Origin of the sequence: Methanothrix sp., assembly GCA_029907715.1 — an archaeon.
Classification (GTDB): domain Archaea; phylum Halobacteriota; class Methanosarcinia; order Methanotrichales; family Methanotrichaceae; genus Methanothrix_B.
Genome location: JARYLI010000006.1, coordinates 1 through 24,599, shown reverse-complemented (window position 1 = coordinate 24,599; position 24,599 = coordinate 1). Strand labels below are relative to the sequence as shown.

Here is a 24,599-nt window from a genome sequence, read left to right as displayed (position 1 = left end):
TTGCTTGCTCGAATGGCTGAATGGTGCGTCAGGATTCAGCATGCATTGACAAAATGCCAGATGAACCCGCGGTGTCGCATGCCTATCAATGATAAAGCGCGCAACCGCTTTTCTCACATGCTGCTCTCCCTGTTTACCGGATATGTTCTGTAGAGCTCCTTCCTCCTGGCCTCCAGCAGATCCGGCGTTCTGCCCATGAGTTCCGCAGCGCTCAGCACCCTCACGCCGGCATCTTGCGCCCTCCTGTAGACCTCAGGGATCCTATCAGCATGAGCCAGATCCCTCATGAAGTGATGATCTATAACGATGGTTTTGATGGACGTGTTACTTATTATTTTTATTATATTATCCACAGATCTTCCCAGATCCTCCTCCGAGTAGCGGTAGCCAAGCAGGTATGTCATCGGGCCATCGAGGATCAGGGTCCTGGGATTCTCCTCGAGTATGAACGAGACCTGATCATCCACTGCTGGCCCCTCGACATCGCTTGTGTACAGCACCTTATCCTCCCCGCATGAGATTGATGCCTCAATAACATACCCGAGCCTGTTTCCGGTGCCGTGGTACACAGGCTGGGAGAACCTTATCGTGATGGGCCCGTGGCTGAACTCCCCACCATCCGCGATCCTTATATCCTCGCCCTCGATCCTGCTCAGAAAGTAATGGGCTCGACGCTTCTGGCTGAAATTGATCCTGTTCTTTGGATCCTTGATATAAACGATCTTTCCTTTGTAGATATCCGGATCATCAGGGTTATGATGATCGTAGTGGTAATGCGTGACGATTATTATATCGCTGGATTCCGCGATGCCTCTGACATCCTGCCATGCTGCATTGAGCCGTTCTATTTCAACGGGATGCGGTGGCAGGCCGTATCTTCTTGGACCAAGTGAGACCGCAGGATCTATCATGACTCTGAGACCTCCGGCCTCCAGGCATGTGGCCATCGATCTCACGCCAAGGCTATCGAAGGCAATGGGATTCAGGTTCATAACGCCTCCGGCTGCTGGAAAGCTCCGGGATCAGTAAGGAGCGCCTGATGTTTACCGGTGTGTTTATCAGAGTTAGATCTTCCGGTGCGAGACGCCCGAAAAGCAGCCCACAATCCCTCACAGTATTTAGCATGGCTCGATCCACCGAAGATCTGCAGCATCGTCCTCTAAATAGTAGTAGGAGATGGCAATGTCAAGATAAGGGCGAGATCGAATTCATGCAGGGTTTGAGGCTTGAACTCTTTCCCACCTGTCTGTTTTGTCATCTTCAGATACCTGTGGCTTCATCCAGCCTGGGAAGGCCCGGAGAGCAGATCCAATCAGATTCTGAAGGCAAGTATCATCAGCAGAGCCGCAAGCAGCAACACCCACAGCACAATCGCTATGGATGTTGCCCTTCTGGCTCTGTCAGCCTCCCACCAGTTTCTGGGAAGTATCCCCTGCGCTATGAACGTTGCAACGCCAGCAAGGTTCACGGATATCAGGTTAACAAGAAAGAGCAGGAGTGCGCCGGTTGCATGTGAGACATACCCTGCGCCCAGGAGCAGACCAAAAGCAACAAGTGGAGGTAGAAGGGAGACTGCGACAGCCACGCCAATTATCACAGCTGGGGCTGCAGTGGTGAACGCCAGAACACCTGCACATCCTGATGCGAACGCGACAATAACCTCTGCGAGCCCAACACTTGTTCTTGATCGGATCTCAGGCATCGATGGATCGACCGGGAGAACAAATCCAAGAAGAACCGACAGGATTATGGCAAGCGAGATCCCGACGAGATCGGTCCTCAGTGCATTTCTTGCCAGTGTCAGATCTCCCAGCGTGGTGGCAAGCGCCAGGGCGACATTCGGGCCCATCAGCGGAGCCACCACCATTGCACCGATTATCAACACAACATTGTTGCTGAGCAGGCCGGCTGCTGCTATGATGGATGACAGAACTATCATGGCGATGTACACCTTGGTCAGCTTCGCTGCAGTCTCCAGGGACGAGTAGAGCTCTTCCCGGCTGATCCGCTCTTTCGAGACCTTGTTATCCTCTGGAGATACCTCTGTGTGACTTGGCTCTGCCCTCTCCGGCATGCCCGGTATTGTGGCCATAACTGGGATTATATTTATCCTGAAGCCATCCTCATTAGAAAAACGATCTGATATGAGGTCTGTCAGAGCCTCGGTCTTCTCGGCGGATGCAAGTATTCTTACGATTATCTCCTCTGTGGAGAAGCGCTCCCTCCATACGCCCAGAACAGGATACCTGTAGGAGCCAAGGGATCTCAGCAGCATAACATCGAGAACCTCGCCCCTGCCGTCGAGCAGCTTCTCCAAAGCCTCAAGATTCCTTTCTGGAAGGACCACCTCGATCAGACGAAGCTCCATTTGCGGACAAGCTCCTGTGGTAACCCAGACGCTCGATCATGATATACCTGTTGATTGACCGGTTCAGGTATTCAGGTCAATCATGTTCTGAAGACCCGGCATACCATGGATGGTTTGTGCATCTGTGACGGACTCTTCACTGACTGCATCTCTTTCAAAGGGGTATGCCTACCGGATCACGAGCTCTTTCTCGAATGCCGTCAGGTTCCTGCAGCCATTCCCCCTGACAACAACGAGATCCTCAAGCCTGACGCCGCCAGTATCGGGGTAGTAAAGCCCGGGCTCGACGGTGACCACATTGCCCGATCTGAGCATCTCCCCACGCTCGCTCAGAGATGGGCTCTCATGTATCGACAGCCCGACGCCATGGCCTGTTGAGTGGATGAAGCCCTTCTCCTCGCGCTCTTTGTATCCAAAATCATCGAATGTCCTGCACACAGCCTCGTGCACATCAGCCCCGCTCACGCCATCCTTTATGCACATCAGCCCCGCCTCCTGAGCAGCCTTCACAGCATTGTACATTTCCACGATCTCCGACGACGGCTCCCCGCGGACGACTGTGCGGGTCATGTCCGCAAAGTACCTGCTGATCTTCGATCGAGGGAATATGTCTATGACTATCGGCATGTCCGCGGGAAGCGGTCCAGTGCCCCTTGAATGCGGATTGGAGCTCATGAGACCGCCGCAGACTATTGTATCCAGGGTCTCGCATCCAAGCTCCGCCAGCCTGAGCTCAACAGCGCATCTCACTCGTTCAGAGGTGAGAGGCGCGCCGTCTGAAACAAGAATGCCACCAGAAGGTTTCGATTTTTTGATGAGTTTTACTGCGACATCCATCGCAGATTCACATGCCCCCTGGACATCCTCAATCGCGGAGATCTCCTCAGGCGTTTTAACAGCACGGACACGCTCGAATGGTCTGTCCAGGAGTACGAGATCGAATCGCCCAGACAGGCCTCTGTAAATGCCAGCCGGAGCATTCGAGGGCATCCCCAACCGCGAGATCCCGCGTGCAGAGACGAACTCCTCGAGGACCCTCATGTATGCCTTCTCAGCACTCCCGAGCTCTTCGATCCAGGATTTCAGGGAGTAATCACTCGTCGTCTCCACCGCATCAGCCTTTGATTCTGCTGAGGCTCTCGATCTCTCCATGCTGGATACCAGAAGGTGAACCCTGTCTGTGATCAGCACAGCGAACCTGTCGCTGGAGAGGAAACTCGATGCATAGAATATGTCAGGATCGCAGATGCTGTCGCCCACAAGAAGCAGCCCATCGACTCCAAGAGCTCTGACAGCGCCAACAACAGCATCTCTAGACATGTATCGCTGTGACCATATCCCTAACAAACCCGAAGACGTCGCCGGACTGCTCGACGCCTGTGCCGGTGACAATCAGATCTGCGCCCGCAGACACGAGCTTCCTGGCGCTCTCTGCGTCGCGTATCCCGCCGCCCACGACAAGAAGGGCATCACCTATGGCATCCCTGACCGCAGATACCATGCTGGCAGGCACGGGCGACTCTGCGCCAGAGCCTGCCTCCAGATATATCAGCCGCATCCCGAGGTAGCGCCCGGCGAGGGCATACGCAGCCGCGATCTCTGGCTTTCTCCGCGGCACGAGCTTCGCGTCACCAACCCACCCGACCGTACCCCCAGGCTCCACCACTATATAGCCCATGGGTATCGCCTCGAGTCTGTATCTGGAGACAACCGGCGCGCCCAGCGCCTGGTTCTCTATGAGGTATCCGGTGGATCTCGAGTTCAGAAGGCTCATGAAGAATACAGCATCAGCGCTATCGCAAAGACCCGCAGCGCTGCTAGGAAAGAGAATCACCGGCAGATCCACAGATTCCTTTATGGCGCGAACGGTCCTGTCCAGTGTGGAGCCGGTGGCACCGACAGATCCGCCGACCATGATAGCCGTGGTGCCCGCGTCCGCTGCTGATCTCGCCATCTGCGCAGCCCGCTCCGGATCCTGCGACGCCGGATCTATGAGGGTCAGGTGTGCCGCGCCGTGCGACTCCACGGCATCCCAGAGCTCCGACTCCACAGGACCTATCTCGACACGCTTTCTGAGCATAGACCCGTTTATCCTCTGCTCTCCTTGGACTTCATCCTGAGACCCTTGTACCTGCATTTACGACAGCGTGTCGCCCTGACCGGGTTGCGCGCATTGCAGCGCATGCATATCTTGACATTCAGAACTCGATTTTCTGCCTCTGGAAATCTGGCCATGATGGTTACTCTCCCCGATGAAGGATGTCATTTGGCGCCGGGGTTGGGATTTTCATGGTGGACTCAGCGTCCGCGCCATTTTGAACCCAAGCGTCCCTGGAAGGGACAACAGGTCTCGAGCCTGCCGCGTATGGACCTCTGCCGCTGGAGCACGGCCCAGAGCTTGTCCGCTCTGCCACCCCGGCACGACTTCAGCTGAGAGATCTGATGGTTTATATCTGTTGCCCCTGTGGCTGCGCCCAGGAGCAGGGCAGCCTTCGCCCCGGACTGGAATTCACCATGCATCACAGCGATTTTCGCAAATCGTATAACCTCCTGGTCTGCAGGGGTGGCGGAAACTCCAGTCATCGGCCGGAGCAGTTGACATGAGAATCCCTAAAAACCTGATTTTTTGATATAAAATAGCATCTATACAATTACTTATCGACATGGGCAGATCGCAGAAAATGGGGGTTAATAGGAATACTCGACATGTATACGCCCCTCGAAGTGCTGGCGAGAGCTCCAGGCATCGGGTATCTCCAGGAGCCCGGTTTTCAGATCATTTACCGCCTGATAATCCTTCTCAGCTCGTCTCTCCTCAGCACCACGTAAAGCGCCGCAGCGATCAGCGGCACCAGCAGCATCGAAACTCCCGGAAGATGGCGCACCCGGACCACGGTCGCCAGCTCTGTGCTGACCTCAGTAAACCCAGATGTGTAGTTCACCCTGCACACCACAGGGTACTCCCCCTCCCCCAGTTTGGGGATCTCGATGCTCTTCGATTTCCCGGGATGGATCTCGCCGAGCTCGATCCCTGATCTCCTAATAACCACCGGAGATTCGATCTGAGCACTCACATTCTTCGCTGTCCTGTCGCCCAGATTCCTGATCTCAAGAGAGGATCCACTGGAGATCAGTGAAAGAACCGGACCTGAGACGACCTTCACCTCAACAGGGAAGACATCGGTGGAGTTCTCATACAGGAAATACACCTCGGGAGATGCCCCTCCAGACGTCTCGATGCCGGAGAGCCACATGTAGCTCAGTATGATGTCCACGGGATAGACGCCGATATTCTCGCCTGCAAGCGCGGCGACCTCCACTGTGATCCCGGACCCGGAGCGGAGAGAGCCGAGATGCAGTGGCTCGCTCAGCACCCTCAACCTCTCATCGTGGCTGACCGCCCTCAGGACCAGACATAAAGCATCAGAGCTGTTGAGGGTGTAGAGTGTCTCCTCTGTGGCATTCGTCTGAGCGTTTCTGATGCTCAGAATCATGCTGCCAATCCTTCCGGCGTCCAGCTCTGAGCTCACACTCTCAACCGCAAGCTCTGGTCTCGCATCTGCTGTGAGAGAGGCGATCAGAATCGCCAGAATCAGAGCGAATATTCTCATCAGACGCGTCCGCTCCATGAATTCACATTATGAGGCCGCGAAACGCCCTCCTGAGCAACCGCGGCCTGAGCTCATAAAGCTCTCAATCAGATCCGCGATCCTGCGGCCCGCCTCTCCGTCCCCGAAGACATGCGTCTGTGATCGGGGCGGCACAAAGCCTCTTGCATGCCTCACGATGCTCTCCCTGGAGGCTCCGGCGAGCACGTTCCAGCCATCGTTCACGGTCTCAACCCACTCGGTGCGCTCTCTGAGCGTGACACATGGTACCCTGAATATATACGCCTCCTTCTGCACGCCTCCCGAGTCTGTGAGTATCCTCAAGGCGTTCATTTCAAGCTGGAGCATATCCAGATACCCCACAGGCTTTATCACCTTTATCCTCTCCTTCAGGGAATCCCAGAGCCCGAGATCCCTGAGCCTCCTCTCAGTTCTGGGATGGCATGGAAATACCAGGTTGCTTCCGATATCCTCGAACGCGCCGATGATCTCCCGCAGCCTTTCACTGTCATCGGTGTTCTCAGCACGGTGGAGCGTCGCCAGAATGTACTCCTTCGGCCTGAGCTCCAGCCTTTCCAGAATCGTCGAGCGCTTTGATATGTCCATGCAGAGGTTCATCGCATCAACCATCACATCTCCTGTCAGGTACACGCCATCCACAATACCCTCGCGCCGGAGGTTATCCACAGCAGTCTCTGTGGGACAGCTGAGTAGATCCGAGCAGTGATCGACAAGCACGCGGTTGATCTCCTCAGGCATTCTCCGATCATATGACCGCAGTCCAGCCTCCACATGGACCAGGGTGATGTGGAGCTTCGCCGCAGCCAGCGCTCCAGCAAGCGTCGTATTCGTGTCTCCGAAGACCACGACCGCATCCGGCTCCTCCTTGATCAGGACGTCCTCGATGCGGGCCAGCATCTCCCCCGTCTGCCTGCCGTGGCTGCCGGATCCCACCCCGAGATGGTGGTCAGGCTCAGGTATCCCGATCTCTTCGAAGAATATTCTGTCCATCTCGTAGTCGTAGTGCTGGCCTGTGTGGACTATCACCTCCTGAAACCTCTCCCGCAAAGCCCTTGAGACGGGCGCGAGCTTTATGAAGTTCGGCCTCGCCCCGACAACAGATGCTACTTTCATTCATCTACCTCTCAACCCCGTGTGGCCATCCATACATCTATATCTGTCGATGACTCTTTCCCCGAAGCTCCCTCACATTCAATCACAAAAGTGCGCATCCTGGCTGTTCTCTCAAAAGCTTTAAGTGGTGTAAGCTCCAAAACAGAAGCTGGGATGCTCTGTGAACGGGAAAAGAACCAGGATCATCAACGATCCATCTGATCTGGTCCCTCTGCTCCAGGTTTTTGGCTCTGAATCTCACAAAAGAGTTTTCGATAAGCTCTGTGATCAGTGGCTTACTGAGAGGGAGCTTGTTGAGATCTTCGGAGACAACGAGAGTGTCAGCCAGTCCATAGAGCTTCTCCGGAAGAGCGGCCTGATAGAGACGAAGTGGAGGGTGCCGGAGCCTGGAAAGAGCCCGGAGAAGGAGTATCATTCAGCTTTCTCGAGGGTTCAGGCGAACTTTTTCTCGTCCATGGAGGATCTCAGCGACCTCATCAGGGTAACATTCATGTCTGATGAGGAGCTCAGGGACATAACAGAAAGGCTCAGGGAGAGGGTCCGTTCAGGCGTGACATCAATATCAACGCTCTCACGGGATCTCGGAAAGAGCCAGATGTATCTGAAGGCCGCTGCCAAACGTGCGAAGGGGTTGACGGTGAGGGGTCAGAGGATAGAGCTCTCAGAGGATTGATTCCAGGCGCAGGTCATTCAGGCCGGAGAGGTAGTGACAATGCCAAATGTTCTCCAGTCGAGGCGGGACAGCTCCAGGTTCCAGATACTTGTGGAGATCGCTGCGCATCAGCCGAACGTCAGGCAGAAGGAGGTGGCCGACAAGCTCGGTGTGACGCCACAGGCTGTCTCTGAGTACATAAAGGAGCTTGTTGCAGATGGCCTCGTCGAGACAGACGGCAGGATGCGCTACAGGATAACCAAGAGGGGCGTTGAGTGGCTCCTTGAGAGTGCAGCTGAGCTCAAGCGCTATGCCAGGGTCGTGATGGAGGAGATCATCAACCACGTCTCCGTATGGCCTGCGATCGCGAGGGATGATATATCAGAGGGTGAGCGTGTGACCCTCGAGATGGAGAACGGCCTCCTTTATGCCACGCATTACCGCCCGGATGTTGAGGCCAGCGGCATAGCGATTTCAGATGCCTCCAGAGGAGAGGATGTCGGGGTCTCTGACCTCCGAGGGCTCATAAGTCTCGAGGAGGGCAGGATAAAGATCTGCAAGGTCCCGAGGGTCCAGCTGGGCGGGAGCAGGCGTGTTGATCTTAAGACTCTTGCTGGCCTGATCCCTGAGAAAGGTCTTGTGGGAGCTCTGGGGATAGAGGCTTTGATCTCTCTGAGAAAGATCGGAAGGGAGCCGGATGTCTTCTTCGGCTCCAAGGAGGCGGTGGTCGAGGCTGCCTACCATGGCGTCTCCTCCATAATAGTAAGCGTCGATGAGCAGATCCCGGGGATTCTGAACCGGCTGGAGTCAGAAGGTATTAAGTACGAGCTCGTCGACCTCACCCTGACAGGATGAGCTTGAACGTTCTGGCGCAGGCCGAGAAATCCAGGATTCTTCTGCTGCCCATAAAGGATGACAGGGTGGTCTTCGAGGGATATCTTCGCATAAAGGATACCCCGAACGGACCCAGACCATACAAGTTTCTGGTCAAGAAAGATACCGTGAGGTATCTACCCCCAGACGATTCCGTGAAGCTGCTCCGGAAGGCAAGAGGCATCTTTGTGGCCAAGGGCGAAGAGGCTCTGGAGCAGAGATTTGTCGAGCTGCTTAATGCATACCAGCTGAAACATCACAGGGTATCTGTATGCCAGCACTGTCTCGGAAGAAAAAGGGTCACGCTTCTCGGAGAGGGCTCTGTGAGCTACAGGGGCTCCAGAATATGCTACAGATGTGCGGTCGATGAGATAAACAGGGAGGCCGAGTTCAGAGGGATAGGAAGAGCCGGGAGAAGGCACCTCGCGGGGATACTTGCGAGGAGGCGCGATCTGGATGAGGTCATGGATCTCCTGAACCTCCAGAGGATAGATCCGGATCTCACCCGTTTCGATGTCATACCAGCCTCTGAAGAGGTCGCATCTCTGAGCATTGATGATATCCAGATCCCCACAGAGCTGAGGGATTATCTGAAGAGGCGGCTCAGCAATCTCCTGCCGGTGCAGGCATTGGCTGTGAGGAAGGGGCTTCTCGAGGGAAAAAGCCTTCTTGTCGTATCGGCGACAGCAACCGGAAAGAGCCTGATCGGAGAGATCGCTGGTATAAAGAACCTGATCGAAGGGAGGGGCAAGCTTCTTTTTCTCGTCCCCCTCGTCGCCCTGGCCAACCAGAAGTTCGAGCAGCTCTCCGCTTATTCCGAGCTGGGATTCAGGACATCGATAAGGGTGGGCGTGAGCCGGCTGCGGCTTGGAAGGGCGTTCAGCCTGCCGACTGACCTGGAAGCTGATATCATCGTTGGAACATACGAGGGCATCGACCAGGTTCTCCGGAGCGGCAGGAGCCCTGGCAGGATCGGAACAGTGGTCATTGATGAGGTCCACATGCTCGAGGATCCAGAGCGCGGCCACCGGCTAGCAGGAATGATCGCGAGGCTGAGATTCGTCGCTCCCGGAGCGCAGTTCATCTACCTCTCAGCGACAGTCGGAAATCCGGCAGCTCTCGCAAAGAGCCTCGACGCGGAGCTGGTCGAATATGAGATAAGACCTGTGCCCATTGAGAGACACCTTATCTTCACATCACCTGCGGACAAGCTGCATCTGATAAGAAAACTGGTTGGCTCCGGGGCGTCTCTCAGATCCTCAACAGGATACAAGGGACAGACGATAATATTCACGAACTCCAGGAAAAAGTGCTTCTCCCTCGCACAGTCGATTCCGGGGGCGGCTGCGTATCATGCAGGCCTCCAGTACCATGAGAGGAAGAGGATAGAGGAGCTCTTCGCTCAGGGTAAGATCAACGCGGTCGTCACGACATCCGCGCTTGCAGCGGGCGTGGATTTCCCCGCATCGCAGGTGATATTTGAGACGCTTGCGATGGGGATCGAGTGGCTCACCGTCCATGAGTTCAACCAGATGCTCGGAAGGGCAGGCAGGCCCGGGTACCACGACAGGGGTCTTGTGTACATACTCGCAGAGCCCGGGAGGCGCTATAACGGCTTGGAGAGCGAGGATGAGGTCGCCCTGAGGCTTCTCAGCAGCTCTGTTGAGGATGTCTCACCGCATTATGAGGAGCAGCAGCAGCTCGAGGAGGTCCTCGCAAATACAGCTGTCGCCCGATCCATGGAGGAGCTGAGGGAGCTGCACAGGCTCACGATCGGTCTGGACGATCTGAACAGAGCCTTGGATATCCTGCGCGAGAGGGGTCTCGTGAGAGGCATATCTCCCACGAGGCTCGGCAGGGTGGTGGCAGCGCACTTCCTGAGCCCGGAGCAGGCGGATCTCGTGATAAGAGGCATAAATGCAGGGAGATCCCCCATAGAGATCGCCGTCGATCTCGAGCAGTTCGATGCCCTGTTCCTGAGGGCAGCAGACCAGATATCATTCAAGATCAGAATGCCGCTGGCACAGAGGGTATTCCAGGGGTCATTCTTCGATCTCATCTCTAGCCCAGATCTCCTAAAGCTCGATCGCAGGATCCAAGAGGAGTGCCTGCGCTTCGCCAGAGATTTCATGAGATGCACGTGCAGGGAGGCGCCGTACTGCGGATGCGTGGAGCGGGCAGTCTCGACGTGGATCCTGGAGATGAGATCACAGGGGATGGACCCGAAGGGGATTCTGTACGCCTTGAGCGACGATTACGGGATCTACGGATACGAGGGGGATCTGATCAACTACCTCGACCAGATTGTGAGATACCTGGAGGCGATCGAGGCGATTTCCAGGGTTCTGGGGAAGATGGAGATCGCAGAGGAAGCTGCCAGATCGAAGAGGGGGATTGAAGGGGTGGATGGGGAGAGGTGAATTGCCCTCTTGGCAGATTCTCTGGATGAACGACTATGCCCGATGATGTGAGCAGGGCGCAACTCAGCTCCTAAGGCAGCAAGCCAGCATTCAGGGCAGTGGGAGGCGGAATCCAAATGATGCAGATGGAGGGAATCATCCGACATCCGATTCTGAGCATTCTGTCTGCTCATCACTTTTCAGGGCTGCAAATGCATGTTTCTCCCTGGAGTGAGGTAGCGCTTTTCTGCTGAGGAATTCGAGATGCTTCACGATCTCTGGCAGATAAGAAGCAGGGAAGCCCAGCACCACCTCACCATCCCCCATGTCAGTGGCATCACGGCAGCCATAGCATCCCAGGCTGAAGTTCAGCCTTTTCTCAATATAAGGCAGAACTGTGGAGTCGACGCATGTCGCCTGGAGAACCGCGGTGCTGCTCTGCACCCTCTCTCCGCCCCGCGAGTGCATGTACGACAGAACTATCCACATGAGCTTTTCAGCTTCGCCCTCCACAACCACCAGATCCGGCGGATGCTCTGCAGCCTCCAGAGGATACAGATGTATCTGCTTCACCGCACCCATCCCCAGATGCGGCATATCCTCAAACATCCTCTGCGCGACGCTTTCGTCTGAGACTATCCCGAAGCTCACCATCCCCCTTCCGGTCCGCAGCGGCTCTGGCAGAGGCCTGAATCCGAACGCTCGGGCAGCGGCCGGGCACGATATCCCTTCGGCATTTAAAATGACACTTCTGCCATGGCGGGCACGCATCAGCGCCTGGCAGTATCGATGCCTATGAAGCACATCAGCTCCCTCCACTTTGCCATCCATCAGAAACCTCACACCAACAGGCGATGTGGACAGACCCAGTATCGCTATCATCCTACTTCCGAGCTCCCGGAGATCTTCAATATCTGGCATTTGCCCAACCCTCTGTACAAGATTATCTGGAACGCTCAGAGCTGGCGGCTGTATCCCTCCCACGAACCCGTATCGTGAGTGTCGATCGGATTGGTGTGCAGCAGCGCATTCCGACACGCATCTGAGCAATAACGCATCAAAATCTTTTGATATTTATGAATTGTGCTTCTTCAAACGATACAAGCAAAAGTGCTCATAATGTTGTGTTTATAGAGAGTGTTTTTCATTGCATATCCATATATCTCAATACATGATCTGCCGCCAGATACCATCTTCTACGGCATGAGAACATGCGCCCTATCACAGATCTCCAGCGGATTACCGCTCCAGCGAGATCATCGATTATCGAAGTCTCAGGATGAATCTTCGATCCTGACCAGAGTTTTCGAGCATATGGCTTATACATTAAAGTTATATACTATAGTATTCAAGCAACATATGTGTGCAGATATCCAGACCTTCTGGGACCGCTCCAGAGGATCCAGCGATACATCCGTGCGATGCACTGTCCGACCAGATGGGCCATAATCAGATGCATAGGGGAGGGGGAGAGGAGCACGAAGGAGATCTATAAGGAGCTGAGCTCTTATGGAGAGATCTCAATGCCAGGACTCTACTACCACCTCTCCGCTTTAAGGGAGGCAGGCATCATCGAGGCGGCGGGGTACAGGGAGAGCGGTGGTGGCATACCCGAGAAGGTGTGGAGGTTGAGGACCCGTAGAATCGTGATCGATCTGCTGGATGAGACGGAGGTGGAGTGAATGTGCCACATGAGAGGAATGGTATTTGAGATGCCGATGCATCATGGAATGCCTCAGCGTGATTTCTGCTGCTGCGCCGGATTCGGCAGGATCTCGGGCAGAGAGGAGATGGTAGAGAGACTTAAGGAGTACAGGGAGGAGCTGAAAAGCGAGCTGGAGCGCGTCGAGGCGAGGCTTCGCGCTCTCCAGTCCGATGTACAGGAATGAATTGCATCGTGGAATGGGCATATTTTCTTATTTCAGGAGAGCTCTGGGCGCGGACTCCAGGCCATAGGCAGTATGCTTCCAACGGATTGGTGCCAGTGAAGTATAGGATGATCCCTAGCCGTGAGGCAGTGTACTGGAGGATAGATGAATGCGATTCAGGTCAGCAGTCTGACAAAGCGATTCGGAAGCTTCACAGCGGTCGATCATATAAACTTCAGCGTTGCTGAGGGTGAGATATTCGGCTTCCTGGGGCCGAACGGCTCCGGCAAGAGCACCACAATAAGAATGCTGACGGGAACGGTGAGGCCTGATGAAGGGATCGCCGCCGTAATGGGATATGACATCTGTAAATATCCGATCAGGGCGAGGGAATCGATCGGATTCGTGCCGGAGATGGCCAATGCGTATGTTGAGCTGACAGCATGGCGGAATCTGATGTTCATGGGCGAGCTCTATGGAATTCGCCGGAGGGAGCGAGAGAGACGCGCCAGCGAGCTCCTGAAGCGATTTGGCCTTTACGACCGGAGGGGCGACCAGGTGCGCGCCTTCTCTAAAGGAATGAGACAGAGGCTTCTCCTCTGCATGGCGCTGATAAACGATCCACCTGTGCTCATACTCGATGAGCCTGCATCCGGCCTGGACGTCGAGAGCTCCAGGCTCATCAAGGAGGTCATACGTGAGTTGAATCGAGATGGCACGACTGTGTTCTTGACGACGCACGACATAGAGGATGCCAGCCAGCTCTGCGATAGGGTGGCGATCATAAATCGAGGTGTGATCATCGCAGTGGATCGCCCCGAGGCGCTCAGGCTGGCGGGCAGCGCACATCACTGCATCGAGGTGAGCTTCAGCAGATCAGTTGATGAAGGGGGGATAGCGGGCGTAAACTCTGTTCGAGAGGTCATGAAGTCCGGAGACAAGCTCAGGTTGTACGTTGATGACATCGATACTGCAATTGCAAGCATCGTGGAGTATGCCAAGACCAACAACATGAGAATCTTGGCGCTCAACACGCTTGCGCCCTCTCTGGAGGACATATTCGTGAGGCTCACGCACAAAACAGGAGCTGAATAAATGAGATATCTGGAGCAGCTTCGACGATCTCTTGCCATCGCCAGAAAGGATGTCTGGATCTACTACGCCAAAGGTCCGGTCATGGTCTTCGGCATAATCTTCCCGCTCTTCCTGCTGATGGCATTCACGATCGGGAGGAATATGACAGTAAAAGACCTCTTTCCAGGGCTGATGGGCATGGCGATATTCTTCACATCAACAGCAGTCGGTCCGGCGATCATCCCCTGGGAGGCGCGGTCCAGAACCCTGGAGCGCCTCGTGACCGCGCCTGTTGGGGTTTGGGCACTGCTTCTGGGTGACGTCATAGCATCCTTTGTCTTCGGGATGATGATATCTCTGCTCCCCCTCGCTGTCGCAGTGATGATGGGAGTTGAGGTTCTCCATGTTATGATCTTTTTAGTGGGAATGCTCCTCGCGACGTTCTGCTTCGCATCTCTGAGCATACTCCTGTCAGCCTATCCGCCCACGGATGTGCCCGCGACGGTTATGATGCTCTCCTCACTGGTTCGCTTTCCATTGGTATTTATCAGCGGAGTCTTCGTGCCGGTGGATCAGCTGCCAGGATGGGGGCGTGCCATATCCTCAGTCTCACCGCTCACGTACTTTGTCGATCTGGCGAGGTATTCGATAAGCGGCATCAGCTACTATTCAGTCAATGTGGATCTGGCGGTCATGGGTTTGTTTGCAGTCGTCTTTCTCGTAACAGCGATAAGGCTTCACGAGAGATTCCTCCCACGGCGTTTGTCCTGACAGCGCTGAACAAAACTGCTCGGGGCAGAGATGCTTGAGCAGATGCTTGGGGAACATGCTCAATACGTTGAGCTAAATTGCCATCTCGACGGATCTCTGGATGAACGACTCTGCCATAACAGCTTCACTTGATCGGTAACTCAAGCACGCTCACTATATTGAGCAAATACTGCTTGGGCCAAACAAAAAGGTGAATGAAAAATTATTGCATGGACCTCACATCTGATGGTGGGTCTATGCCTGGTTGCAATCTTACGTCAGCGCGCTCATTCCCATGGCTGGCGGTATTATGCTGGCTGGCGATGAGAATATCTCCTCCTTCTTCTCAGTCACATCGAAGAACTTCCTCGTGCTCAGCTGGGTCGGCTGTTTCGTTGTTGTGGTCTCCTCAGTCTCTGTTGCATTTGTCTGAGCGGCCGGTGCAGGCGGTGCAGCCTCAGTGATGACCGCAGGTGTGTACACGGATGTATCTGGATTTATCCACATCGCTGTGAACTTTCCGCTATCCACAACACCTGTCGGGCTGTACACACTGTAGGTGCCTGTGATTGTATCCTCTGAGTAGCTGCCCTTCAGCACGATGGGCACCAGGCTCTTGCCCTTCAGCGCGGTCAGGACAAGATCTACGCTGTTATCATTCACACTCCCAACAACAACGCCGTTCCATGGCTCAGCGCCCTCGTACTTCGCAGATCCGAAGAGCTCAGATCCGCTCTGGTTCAGCGCCATGGTTATCTGCTCCCCGCTGCTCAGGCTCAGGGACCAGATGTACTGGAGGCTCAGCGGAGCCGCCTCAGCGGTCACATTCGATGTCACATTCGCATCCACAGTCACGTTATCCATGCTCATGGTGGCGTTCTCCGCCCCCGCTGCCTGATCCTCGCACATCGCTGCACCGATGATGAGCAGAAGAAGCAAGCCCATGTACAGAAACCTAGTCAGCAAGATATAACCTCCTTGTATTCGTCACTTGCCTATGTTCATGGCAGAGGGATCTGATCGCATAATAAGCTTTTCGTCGTACACTGGATCAGAAACCCCGATAAATCAGCAGAACTGCCCGCGAATGCAGTTCGTCTTTAGTCGAAGTTGTGCTGGCTGGGCGGTCTGCCAGCACACCGGAATCATCATCAACTTCGGATGTTCTTGGGCGTCTGGGCACAGACCTTAGAAGATTGTCTCAGAATAGCCAGCTATCGATGGATTGCGTAAATGTCTCTGAACCCGGAGGCATTACAGGATCACCCATCGCAGCCGATTGCGGGTGCAGTTTTGAGACGACTTCGAGAATTAGACCACGATCTGCAGGGAGAGATCGCCTAGAACTCTGCGTTCTCCAGAGCTCTGCTGCATCTGCATGATCTCTGCTCAGGGATCCTCAAGACCGCTCTTTCGATTATCCTGGCGAGATCGCTCATGGATTTTCTCTCGACGCTCACGATCTGGCTGATATCAACCCGCCCCTCGCCTGCGGTGTTCGTCACCAGACAGACCGATGCGTAGCACAGGGATTTCTCCCTTGCGAGCACAACCTCCGGGTATCCGGTCATCCCCACCACATCGCCGAAGCTTCTGAGCATTCTTATCTGGGCGGGCGTCTCGAAGTGCGGCCCCTCGGTGCACACATAGACGCCCTCGTAGGGTTCATGCCCCTCGGCTCTGCAGGATTCCATCAGCACATTTCTCATCTCAGGGCAGTATGGCTCGCTCATCTCCACATGAACCGCGCGATCCTCGTAGAATGTGGATATCCTGGATTTCGTGAACTCTATGAAGTCGTTCGGTATCACGAAGCTCCCAGGGGGTGAGATCATAGAGCCTACCGTGTTTATGGCTATGACTCTCTCAGCGCCCGTAGATTCCGCGGCGCAGATTATCGCCCTGTAATTGACGCGGTGCGGCGGGAGATGTCTGTCGTCGTGCCTTGGAATGAAGAGGACATCCCTACCGCTGATCCTCGATGAGATCGCCCTGACGTTTCCGTACGGCGTGGCTATCTCGCTCTGCTCTCCCCCATGTGTCAGAACCCTGCCGACGATGACCACATCAGCATTCATAGATGGATGCCGGACGCGCGAGGATAAAGCGGTTTTGTCTGGAGATCTGCGTCTCAAATATGCAGCAGATCTTCTGTCAGACGCCTGGATCTGATGTTCTGAGGGCGTCAACAATAAGAGCGCGCAGCTCAGAGCATGGTGTATGAGATGTGAGATATGCGGTGCTGAGGGAGGGCCCCTTCTCAAGGTCATGCACAGGAAGCTGGGGCCCAGAAGGATATGCGAGAAGTGCTACGAGCGGGAGATCGAGATGCTCATGGAGATTAAGCGCTGCTGCTGATGCACATTTTGGGATACAGCCCTCTTCAGCAGGGAGATGGAGGTAGCTGAGCAGTAAAAAGGCAGGAGAATTAACAGCATGGAATCGCACAGCAGCGCGCTCAGCACCGAACCAGAAAGCCTTATATCAAACGAACCCGGTACGGAATAGACAGCGCGGGGGTAACCAAGCCAGGCCAACGGTGATAGACTCAAGATCTATTCTCGCAGGAGTTCAAGGGTTCAAATCCCTTCCCCCGCACTTAAGTATATTGATTTTGATTTATAACTCTCAGAAAATTCAACCTATCGCTCTTATCCATCTGACAACTTTTTCGCAGAGACCCCGATCCTGCTATGCGCTCGTTTCGACTTACCTTCGACTGCGTCGAAGAGTTTCGACGAAGTCGAAAAGTACTATCGTCTCACGATGCTGGTTTGTGCCAGGTGGCTATCACTCGTATGCATGTAAGAGCTCTTCAGCGCCGCTAGATGCTTTCGATCGCTCGTCCACCTGGTAGTGGAAATGAGCTCGCTTCGCAGCACGGCGCGGCTCGCGTGACAGACCACAAGGAGAGGGGGTTGGGGAGGGGAAAAGAAAATGTGTGAGCATGAAAATCGTTAACATTCCATCACGCCCACACAGCGTCCAACTACGGGACAAACCAGCGAGACTACGGGAGAACCGAAATCATGCGGTGCTGTACCGGAAACCAATTCATAAAGGTCTTATCTGTGATCTGCGCCCATTGCCGAAGCTGGACTGAATGACCATGCAGATTCATGGGTAATGCAGAATGGAGCATCTTCCTCACCTTTAAATATAGGATCTGATCATTCCACCGGAAGACGAAAGACCAAGGTTGATCCCAAATGAAGGAGCAAGTAGAGATAAGGACACTCAAGGAAGGAAGGTATATAATAATCGATGACGAGCCCTGCATAATCAAGAGCATAGCGCATTCGAAGCCAGGCAAGCATGGTGCGGCCAAGGCGAGAATAGATGCGATAGGCATATTCGACAATCAGAAGAGATCCATCGTCGCGCCGGTCACCACAAAGGTCTACGCCCCAATAGTCGAGCGGAAGACCGGGCAGGTGCTCTCTGTTGGTGAGACCAGCGTTCAGCTCATGGATCTCAAGGACTACACCACCATAGATGTACCGATAACAGAGGATATGAAGCCAAAGCTTGAGCCCGGAAAGGAGGTGGCCTACCTCTCATCAATGGGGAAGGTCAAGATGGACATCAGGTGAATGTCACAGGCATCAGACTAAACGCCGATCGCATCTCTTATCATGGACTGGGTCTCCTCTGGCGTTCCTGTGGTGTTGACCTCCCATACAGATGAGCTCAAGAGCATCGCCCTGAAGAACCCGCTCCGGATCCTCCTCTTGAGATCCCCATCTACGAGCAGATGGGGGTTGAAGTAACCGTTTTTTTCGACCCTCTGCACTGCCTCCTCAGGAGAGAGGCGCACGATCCGGTCGTCCGAACGATCTCGTTTGAGGATGAACACATGCCGTATCGTGGTGAGAGGGAGTATTCTGCCCTTACCTATGGCCCATCTGAGGTCGACCACACCCCGGCCCATGGAGTCGAGCTCCGCCTTCTCCACAAGCCAGGAGAACTCCTTCCAGATGCTGGAGAGCTCGGATCTTATGTAGAAATTCTTCTCGGATCCATAGCCCAGGACGTCTCTGCCGTAGATCCTCCCGAAGAACCAGTCGTCCGATACCACCCGCACCCTGGGATCCCTGAGAAGGCCGTAGGTGTGCGTCGTCTTTCCCGTGCCTGAGCCTCCCATGATGCATATCCCCCTGCCATCGAGATCGAGGCATGCGCCATGCACTGAGTGTATCCCATGCTCATCCTCCAGGATGTCTCCCGCCAGCGCGAGAGCAAGAGACTTTATCCATCCATAGTAATCGAAATTCACAAGAAACGCTGTCTTCGACTGTGGATCGTACATAACCCGGTTCTTCTCCCCAGGCTCATTCACAACGTACATCCGCCCGTGAGAGCGGACGCTCTGGGACATGAAGTAGAAGCTATCCTCCCATCTGCTTCTCACATCACGCATGCCTGTGAGAAGCTTTATGCAGCATCCGTATATCTCAGATTTGACCTCATAAAGAACCTGATCCGCATACCTCTCTGCGAGCTCGATCTTTCTATCTGGAGAGATCAACTCCACGGAGTATCTCACGCTGCTATCCTCCTTTATGATATTATTTCCACCGCCATATCTCCGGACGAAGCTGGGAAGATGCGGGTGTGTGTGGCATGGAGCTGCACATCAGAAACCGGCCGGTTCGAATGAGGAAGTCGCTGTACCGATCTGCATGCTGGATTACGCAGGACGATTGGGAGGAGGGGGTTACATGACCGGAGGCACTCCCACACGCTGCGCAGGTGCGCATGCCTCCGCAATGGAATACCGATTCTCCACCTCGCTCCTGTGGATCGTGTTGTACGTGCAGAATGGAATAATTCTGCCATCCGGAGTGGCGTAATGTATACCGCATCTGCTCACCCGCTCCAGGTCCAGGTTGTACAGATCCTGGAAGTGCATGGCACCTATGAACAGGTTTCTGGAGTGGAACTCCCTCAGGGAGTCGAACGTGCCCGTCCTCAGAACATTCATCAGGAGCTTTGTGATCTGCAGATCCTTTGGGGCTCTGCTCTCATCTATAAACCCGGGGAGATCCTTCAGGAGTGCCGCCTGCATTCTGAGCCTCGATATCTTTGACCCGTTGTACTCCTGGAGTATCTCAGTGAGCCTCTCCATAAGGCCCTCCACATCCACAAACCTCGTTATGGGCATCAGCCTCTCGTCCTCGCAGTAGACATAGGTTGCTGCACCGCAGCATGGATGGACTGTGAAGACCAGCTTCGGCTCGTTGGTCAGTGCCTCCACAACCTTCGAGACTGGAGCGACGAAAGGAACCGGATAGAAGTCATCCCTGGAGATCTGCCCCTCAGTCTGCTCCTCTATCGATCTTATCAGGTCGGGTATCGTGATCCTGTTTGATTTTCGCTCTGCCTCCTCGACCCTCCCCGCAAAGGATATAGGCTGCATGTTGACCCCGCGGATGACATCCAGATTGCGGCTCGCGAATCTGATGATCTCGCCTAACTGGAAGTCGTTCACTCCTTTCGCAACCGTTGGGACCAGAACTACACTCTTCAGCCCCCCTCTTCTGCAGGACTCTATCGCGCGGATCTTCATGCCGAGCAGATCCCTGCCCCTCATTTTGATATACGGACCTGCATCCACCCCATCGAACTGCAGATAGACCGTGCTCAGTCCTGCCTCGCTGAGCCGTTGCGCCAGGTCGGGAGATGCTGCGAGCCTCAGTCCGTTCGTGGCGATCTGGATCTGCGTGAAGCCCATGCTCCTGGCGAGAGCCACCATCTCCGGAAGATCATCGCGCACTGTGGGTTCTCCACCTGAGAACTGCACAGCATAGCAAGAGACCGGACGCTCCTCCCGCAGGATCCTCAGCATGCGCTCGATCTGCTCCATAGTGGGCTCGTAGACCCGTTTGGGGGATGCATCTGCAAAGCATATCGGGCATGCGAGGTTGCATCTTGTCGTAACATCTATGTTTGCGAGAAGCGTTGAGGTTTTGTGGTTATCGCAGAGACCGCAGCTGAACGGGCAGTCTCCCTTTGTGAGGGAGTTCTCTATGCTTCTGCCGGTCTCGATATATCTCATAAACCTTCTGTAAAGCTCGGCATCTGACCAATAGACATCCTCGAACTCTCCATGCTCCGGACAGGACTTCCGAATCATGACTGCCTGCTCCCGCTGGAATATGCGCGCACTTACAGTCCTGAGACACACCGGACAGACGGAAGCCACATCCCTGTCTATTGTATTTAATGCCATAACGACCATACTGTTACTTTACAGAAAGACATATAAAACCTTCTATCAAAGATACATACTGAATGTCGGAGAAGAATGCGATCAAGGCTCTGCGTGACCTCGGGCTCACAGAGTATGAGGCCAGAGTTTACACAGCACTTACCAGGCTCAAGGCAGGGATAGCCTCTGAGATCCATCAGATCTCCGGAATACCTAGGCCTGCAGTATATGGCGCTCTGAAAAGGCTTGTGATGAGGGGCATAGTGGAGGTCCAGCCGTCTAAGCCCATGAGGTACAGGGTTGCGGATCCCGCTGCAGCGCTCGAGCGGCTGAAGAGCAGCTTCATGACCGATGCAGAGGCTGCGCTGCACGCGCTGGAGGAGGTGTACTCTTCCGACAGTTTCGGGCGCGGGGAGGAGGAGATAGGGATCTGGGTGCATCAGGGAGCCGGCAGGGTGTACGAGAAGGTTATTGAGGTGCTATCAAGAGCAGAGCGGGATCTTCTCATAATCAACCCCTCTCTTCTCGAGAGCATGGGGGATCTGTACAACATATTCCTGCATGTGAATGAATTCGTAAGAAATATGCTGGATCGTGGCGTATCGATCAGGGCTGTATGTCCTCGAGATACAGCTGTCTGGGACATCCCTGGTGCCGAGCGGAGATTCCATCCCTGGAGGGAGAAGGGGATCTGCGCGATGATACCTGACAGAGGCGATGTGCTTGTGATAGTCTCCGGCGAGCACGGGGCAATGGCGATAACAGCGGGAGATGCGCTCTCCAGGATGTACAGGGATCTGGGAGAGGCATTATGGAGAGCGTCTGCGAATAGATCGGTCAGTGAATGCAGCGGTCAATGCGCCCCTAATGGACCAGACGCCGGATATCTTCAAATCTAAATACTAGAAATGCATCCATCACGCCTGATGCCAGCTGTCAGCAGACCTCTTTGCGCAACTATAAACACAGGTCAGATCAGATCCCAGACTCGCAGAAGCCCTCTGAAAGCCCGCTCTCGTGGGGGCATGAATATGATATCAATGACCTGGAGGCAGCATTTCACTAACTGCATGCGCTATTTGCACTGCAGAGCCCGGGCTCAGAGCGGGTTTGTGTGCGAGCTGAATGGAGGGGCATATTGGTTATGAACGCCGATCCTGGAGATCATTTTAAAGACCTGTGGGTGATAACCTTCGTGGGCAGGGACCGGCCCGGCCTCATACGTGATATACTCCAGCTCCCTGCAGAGCGGAATGTGAACATAGTGGATATGGACCAGAGGGTGCTCCAGGGGCTGTTCGTCATGTCCGTGGTCGCGGATTTCAGCAGAGCCGCGATCAACCCAAAAGAGCTTGAGATGGAGATGCAGAGGCGATCCGATTCCCTGGGAGTGCAGTGCATGTTCCTGCCGCTGGAGAGATACCGTGGAATAAGAAGGAGCAGGAAGAACCTCTACGTGGTCACGATCCTCGCAAGGGACAGGGTCGGCATAATAAGAGATGTTGCATCTGTCGCGTCCACCAGAGGCATAAACATCGAGAGGGCTGCAGTGACCGCTCGCGGCGATCTGATATCGATAGAGTTCGTGATGGACTTCGGGGAGGCAGACCCTGATGAGTGCAGGCGGTGGATCAGATCAGAGTGTGAGCGGTTGGGTCTCGATGTTGTGGTCCAGAGGCTGGATAAGGCCCAGAAGGAGAAGCGTCTGATCGTCTTCGACATGGATATGACGATTGTTGACTTCGAGATAATAAACAGGCTTGCAAGCTTCGCTGGCGTCGATGATGAGGTGAGGATGATAACTGACAGGGCTATGAACGGCGAGATCGATTTTGAGGAGTCGCTCAGACGCCGCGTGAGGCTTCTGAAGGGGATGCCTGTCTCGGCGCTGAAGGAGATCGCGGATCAGCTCTCCCTGACGCCGGGGTCTGAGGAGCTCATACACCACCTGAAGCAGATGGGCTACAAGATAGCGCTCATAAGTGGAGGATTTACATACTTCACCGATGTATTGAAGGAGCGGCTTGGTTTCGACTACACATTCGCCAATGAGCTCGAGATACAGGACGGCCGTCTGACAGGGGAGATCAAGGGCGAGATCATCGATGCAGAGGCGAAGGGAGAGATAGTCAAGCGGCTCGCTGAGATGGAGGGCATCAGCCCGGACAACATAGTTGCTGTTGGAGACGGGGCAAACGACTGTCTGATGATACAGAACGCAGGACTCGGCGTGGCGTTCAATGCGAAGGATGTGCTGAAGAAGGTCTCCGACGGGTCGATATCGAGAGAGAACCTGCTGGGGCTGCTGAATATTCTGGGGCTGGCTGACAGGAGAAGCCTGCTCTGAATGGCTGGCCGCGCTGTGGGAGGCATTCGCTTTACTTTTAGCCACTCTGTGATAACCGAGTGGATCCCCGATCTAAACAGTCGATCGGTCTGGCAAAAAAAGTCGGGGAGCATTTCCTCCGCATGATTGGCCATCAAGCGGCTGCGCTGACCGCCGCAAGCAGCGCCTCACCGTTGTGGAGCATCATCTTATCGAGCGTCTCTGTTCCCTCGACCGCCCCGGGGAAGTTTGTGAGGATCACATGAGTGGCGTTGATCTCCTTTGCGATCTGCTCTCCCACCCTGACACCGCTCTGGAGGTTGTCCACAACTATGGAGACGCTGTTCTCCCTGCCCGCCTTTATCAAATCGTCCACGTCCTTCAGCGAGAGCTTCTCCTCAGAGGCGTACGTCTTCACTATATCAAATCCCATCCATGAGACGAAGCCGGACTGCCATTCCATGCACAGGACCTTCACGTTCTCCGTGCCCGCCTCCCTAGCCCTCTTGCTCAGAACCTCGGATACGTTCTGGAAGCGCTCGACCAGCACTTCTGCTCTCCGATCATACTCCCCTGCATGCTCCGGATCGGCCTCCTTGAGAGCAGCCGCGATCTGCATCGTCTTGTTTATCGCCATCTGCGGCGTGTTCCAGGGACCGGAGAGGACTATCACCTTCTGATCTGGCCTTGTGATGTTCTTGAGCCACCCCTCCATTCCATGCTGGAATATTATGCTCGCCTCGTTCAGAGCGGCAACCTGCGATGGCTTCAGGTCCCAGTGATCTGGACACACACCGGAAGAGACTATGTAGGTGACATCGACATTATCCCCGCCCACGCCCTTTATGAGATCCTCCAGGGTGGAGGTCGTGGCCACTATCTTGATCGGCTCAGCATATGCTGAGTGAACAGCGATCAGCGATAAAATCAGGAGCAATATCGCTTTCTTCATACTAATCACAGAATAATGATTAATAAGTTCTATATTTAAGGATTATGGTAATAAAGGGTGTGTCTATCATTCAAATTTATTTTATACTAAATCTTGATAGAATTCTCAATGCATAAGCCAGTACTCTCAGAAGTATCCTTGTAATAGTTGTCTCTTCGAGGAAACATGGTATTCTATCTCCAAACCAATTGGTCAAAGCACCAAAGAATCCTTCACAAACTGATCTGTGTTTGTATATTTCGCTATTAAAGATCCGATCTCTGATTCTGGATCCAAAACCACCGGCACTTATTTTTCTCGGTTTAATAACAGGCATGTAACCTTTATCTACAACATCATTCAAAAATTTCCTGGAATCATATTCACCGTCACCAAATAAATAGC

Annotated in this window: 25 protein-coding genes and 2 tRNA genes; 12 read left to right on the top strand and 15 right to left on the bottom strand. The window is 54.3% G+C overall.

The features are described 5' to 3' along the window. Nucleotides 1-113: 113 nt before the first annotated feature. The 8 genes from QHG98_05420 to wecB form a co-directional block, all read right to left on the bottom strand. Nucleotides 114-992 (bottom strand): hypothetical protein, encoded by an 879-nt coding sequence (locus QHG98_05420; protein ID MDH7597167.1) that lies wholly within the window; start codon nucleotides 990-992, stop codon nucleotides 114-116. A 320-nt stretch (nucleotides 993-1,312) separates the two neighbouring features. After that, nucleotides 1,313-2,368 (bottom strand): TIGR00341 family protein, encoded by a 1,056-nt coding sequence (locus QHG98_05415; GenBank protein ID MDH7597166.1) that lies wholly within the window; start codon nucleotides 2,366-2,368, stop codon nucleotides 1,313-1,315. Between the two features lie 168 nt (nucleotides 2,369-2,536). Continuing rightward, nucleotides 2,537-3,688 carry a Xaa-Pro peptidase family protein gene (locus tag QHG98_05410; protein MDH7597165.1) on the bottom strand — a complete coding sequence of 384 codons (1,152 nt, stop codon included), beginning with the start codon at nucleotides 3,686-3,688 and terminating at the stop codon, nucleotides 2,537-2,539. After that, nucleotides 3,681-4,448: a geranylgeranylglyceryl/heptaprenylglyceryl phosphate synthase gene (locus tag QHG98_05405; protein MDH7597164.1), complete on the bottom strand. Its 768-nt coding sequence runs from the start codon at nucleotides 4,446-4,448 to the stop codon at nucleotides 3,681-3,683. The genes QHG98_05410 and QHG98_05405 overlap by 8 nt, the downstream gene beginning before the upstream one ends. Before the next feature lie 8 nt (nucleotides 4,449-4,456). After that, entirely contained in the window at nucleotides 4,457-4,603 is a 147-nt protein-coding gene (locus QHG98_05400; protein ID MDH7597163.1) for a 50S ribosomal protein L40e, read from the bottom strand. 32 nt (nucleotides 4,604-4,635) lie between these two features. Beyond that, nucleotides 4,636-4,788, bottom strand: a tRNA-Ser gene (locus tag QHG98_05395). Between the two features lie 360 nt (nucleotides 4,789-5,148). Continuing rightward, nucleotides 5,149-5,997 carry a hypothetical protein gene (locus QHG98_05390; GenBank protein MDH7597162.1) on the bottom strand — a complete coding sequence of 283 codons (849 nt, stop codon included), beginning with the start codon at nucleotides 5,995-5,997 and terminating at the stop codon, nucleotides 5,149-5,151. A 9-nt stretch (nucleotides 5,998-6,006) separates the two neighbouring features. Further along, complete coding sequence (gene wecB, locus QHG98_05385) at nucleotides 6,007-7,110, bottom strand: UDP-N-acetylglucosamine 2-epimerase (non-hydrolyzing) (GenBank protein ID MDH7597161.1); 1,104 nt, start codon at nucleotides 7,108-7,110, stop codon at nucleotides 6,007-6,009. 160 nt (nucleotides 7,111-7,270) lie between these two features. On the opposite strand from wecB, the gene QHG98_05380 reads away from it, so the two are divergent. Genes QHG98_05380 through QHG98_05370 form a run of 3 tightly spaced genes read left to right on the top strand, consistent with a single transcriptional unit; the run spans nucleotide 7,271 to nucleotide 11,055 of the window. Beyond that, the gene (locus tag QHG98_05380) at nucleotides 7,271-7,783 is read left to right on the top strand and encodes an ArsR family transcriptional regulator (protein MDH7597160.1); all 513 of its coding nucleotides are present in this window, start codon (nucleotides 7,271-7,273) and stop codon (nucleotides 7,781-7,783) included. Between the two features lie 39 nt (nucleotides 7,784-7,822). Next, nucleotides 7,823-8,617, top strand: a complete 795-nt coding sequence (locus tag QHG98_05375; GenBank protein ID MDH7597159.1) for a winged helix-turn-helix transcriptional regulator — start codon at nucleotides 7,823-7,825, stop codon at nucleotides 8,615-8,617. Next, nucleotides 8,614-11,055, top strand: coding sequence for a DUF5814 domain-containing protein (locus QHG98_05370; protein ID MDH7597158.1), 2,442 nt, complete (start codon nucleotides 8,614-8,616; stop codon nucleotides 11,053-11,055). The genes QHG98_05375 and QHG98_05370 overlap by 4 nt, the downstream gene beginning before the upstream one ends. 135 nt (nucleotides 11,056-11,190) lie before the next feature. Here QHG98_05370 and QHG98_05365 read toward each other — a convergent pair whose 3' ends face one another. Beyond that, entirely contained in the window at nucleotides 11,191-11,955 is a 765-nt protein-coding gene (locus tag QHG98_05365; protein MDH7597157.1) for a DUF169 domain-containing protein, read from the bottom strand. Nucleotides 11,956-12,395: 440 nt separating this feature from the next. Between QHG98_05365 and QHG98_05360 the strand changes: the two genes are divergently transcribed. The 4 genes from QHG98_05360 to QHG98_05345 all read left to right on the top strand — a co-directional run bounded on the left by QHG98_05360 (nucleotide 12,396) and on the right by QHG98_05345 (nucleotide 14,747). Further along, on the top strand, nucleotides 12,396-12,716 hold the full coding sequence (locus tag QHG98_05360; protein ID MDH7597156.1) for a helix-turn-helix domain-containing protein: 321 nt from the start codon (nucleotides 12,396-12,398) through the stop codon (nucleotides 12,714-12,716). Beyond that, nucleotides 12,717-12,923, top strand: coding sequence for a hypothetical protein (locus QHG98_05355; GenBank protein ID MDH7597155.1), 207 nt, complete (start codon nucleotides 12,717-12,719; stop codon nucleotides 12,921-12,923). Between the two features lie 144 nt (nucleotides 12,924-13,067). After that, a complete protein-coding gene (locus QHG98_05350) occupies nucleotides 13,068-13,997 on the top strand; it encodes an ATP-binding cassette domain-containing protein (GenBank protein ID MDH7597154.1) in 930 nt (309 codons plus the stop codon). Next, complete coding sequence (locus QHG98_05345) at nucleotides 13,998-14,747, top strand: ABC transporter permease (GenBank protein ID MDH7597153.1); 750 nt, start codon at nucleotides 13,998-14,000, stop codon at nucleotides 14,745-14,747. It abuts the gene before it with no gap. 252 nt (nucleotides 14,748-14,999) lie between these two features. Here the strand turns inward: QHG98_05345 and QHG98_05340 are convergent, their stop codons facing one another. Both QHG98_05340 and QHG98_05335 read right to left on the bottom strand, forming a co-directional pair. Further along, nucleotides 15,000-15,671: a hypothetical protein gene (locus QHG98_05340; protein MDH7597152.1), complete on the bottom strand. Its 672-nt coding sequence runs from the start codon at nucleotides 15,669-15,671 to the stop codon at nucleotides 15,000-15,002. 395 nt (nucleotides 15,672-16,066) lie between these two features. After that, nucleotides 16,067-16,804 (bottom strand): MTAP family purine nucleoside phosphorylase, encoded by a 738-nt coding sequence (locus QHG98_05335; GenBank protein ID MDH7597151.1) that lies wholly within the window; start codon nucleotides 16,802-16,804, stop codon nucleotides 16,067-16,069. A gap of 142 nt (nucleotides 16,805-16,946) precedes the next feature. Between QHG98_05335 and QHG98_05330 the strand changes: the two genes are divergently transcribed. The 3 genes from QHG98_05330 (at nucleotide 16,947) to QHG98_05320 (ending at nucleotide 18,319) form a co-directional block, all read left to right on the top strand. After that, nucleotides 16,947-17,084: a hypothetical protein gene (locus tag QHG98_05330; GenBank protein MDH7597150.1), complete on the top strand. Its 138-nt coding sequence runs from the start codon at nucleotides 16,947-16,949 to the stop codon at nucleotides 17,082-17,084. Between the two features lie 155 nt (nucleotides 17,085-17,239). Next, nucleotides 17,240-17,324: transfer RNA gene (locus tag QHG98_05325), tRNA-Leu, on the top strand. Between the two features lie 611 nt (nucleotides 17,325-17,935). Continuing rightward, nucleotides 17,936-18,319, top strand: coding sequence for a translation initiation factor IF-5A (locus QHG98_05320; GenBank protein MDH7597149.1), 384 nt, complete (start codon nucleotides 17,936-17,938; stop codon nucleotides 18,317-18,319). A 17-nt stretch (nucleotides 18,320-18,336) separates the two neighbouring features. Here the strand turns inward: QHG98_05320 and QHG98_05315 are convergent, their stop codons facing one another. Beyond that, nucleotides 18,337-19,272: an aldolase gene (locus QHG98_05315; GenBank protein ID MDH7597148.1), complete on the bottom strand. Its 936-nt coding sequence runs from the start codon at nucleotides 19,270-19,272 to the stop codon at nucleotides 18,337-18,339. A 171-nt stretch (nucleotides 19,273-19,443) separates the two neighbouring features. After that, on the bottom strand, nucleotides 19,444-20,967 hold the full coding sequence (locus QHG98_05310) for a radical SAM protein (protein ID MDH7597147.1): 1,524 nt from the start codon (nucleotides 20,965-20,967) through the stop codon (nucleotides 19,444-19,446). A gap of 53 nt (nucleotides 20,968-21,020) precedes the next feature. Between QHG98_05310 and QHG98_05305 the strand changes: the two genes are divergently transcribed. Together QHG98_05305 and serB are read left to right on the top strand one after the other, a co-directional pair. Beyond that, nucleotides 21,021-21,836, top strand: a complete 816-nt coding sequence (locus QHG98_05305; protein ID MDH7597146.1) for a helix-turn-helix domain-containing protein — start codon at nucleotides 21,021-21,023, stop codon at nucleotides 21,834-21,836. Nucleotides 21,837-22,081: 245 nt separating this feature from the next. Continuing rightward, complete coding sequence (serB, locus tag QHG98_05300; GenBank protein ID MDH7597145.1) at nucleotides 22,082-23,284, top strand: phosphoserine phosphatase SerB; 1,203 nt, start codon at nucleotides 22,082-22,084, stop codon at nucleotides 23,282-23,284. A gap of 133 nt (nucleotides 23,285-23,417) precedes the next feature. Here serB and QHG98_05295 read toward each other — a convergent pair whose 3' ends face one another. Together QHG98_05295 and QHG98_05290 are read right to left on the bottom strand one after the other, a co-directional pair. Next, a complete protein-coding gene (locus QHG98_05295) occupies nucleotides 23,418-24,215 on the bottom strand; it encodes a metal ABC transporter substrate-binding protein (GenBank protein MDH7597144.1) in 798 nt (265 codons plus the stop codon). Nucleotides 24,216-24,291: 76 nt separating this feature from the next. Next, nucleotides 24,292-24,599: transposase (locus tag QHG98_05290; GenBank protein MDH7597143.1), on the bottom strand; the 308-nt coding region annotated here is incomplete at its 5' end.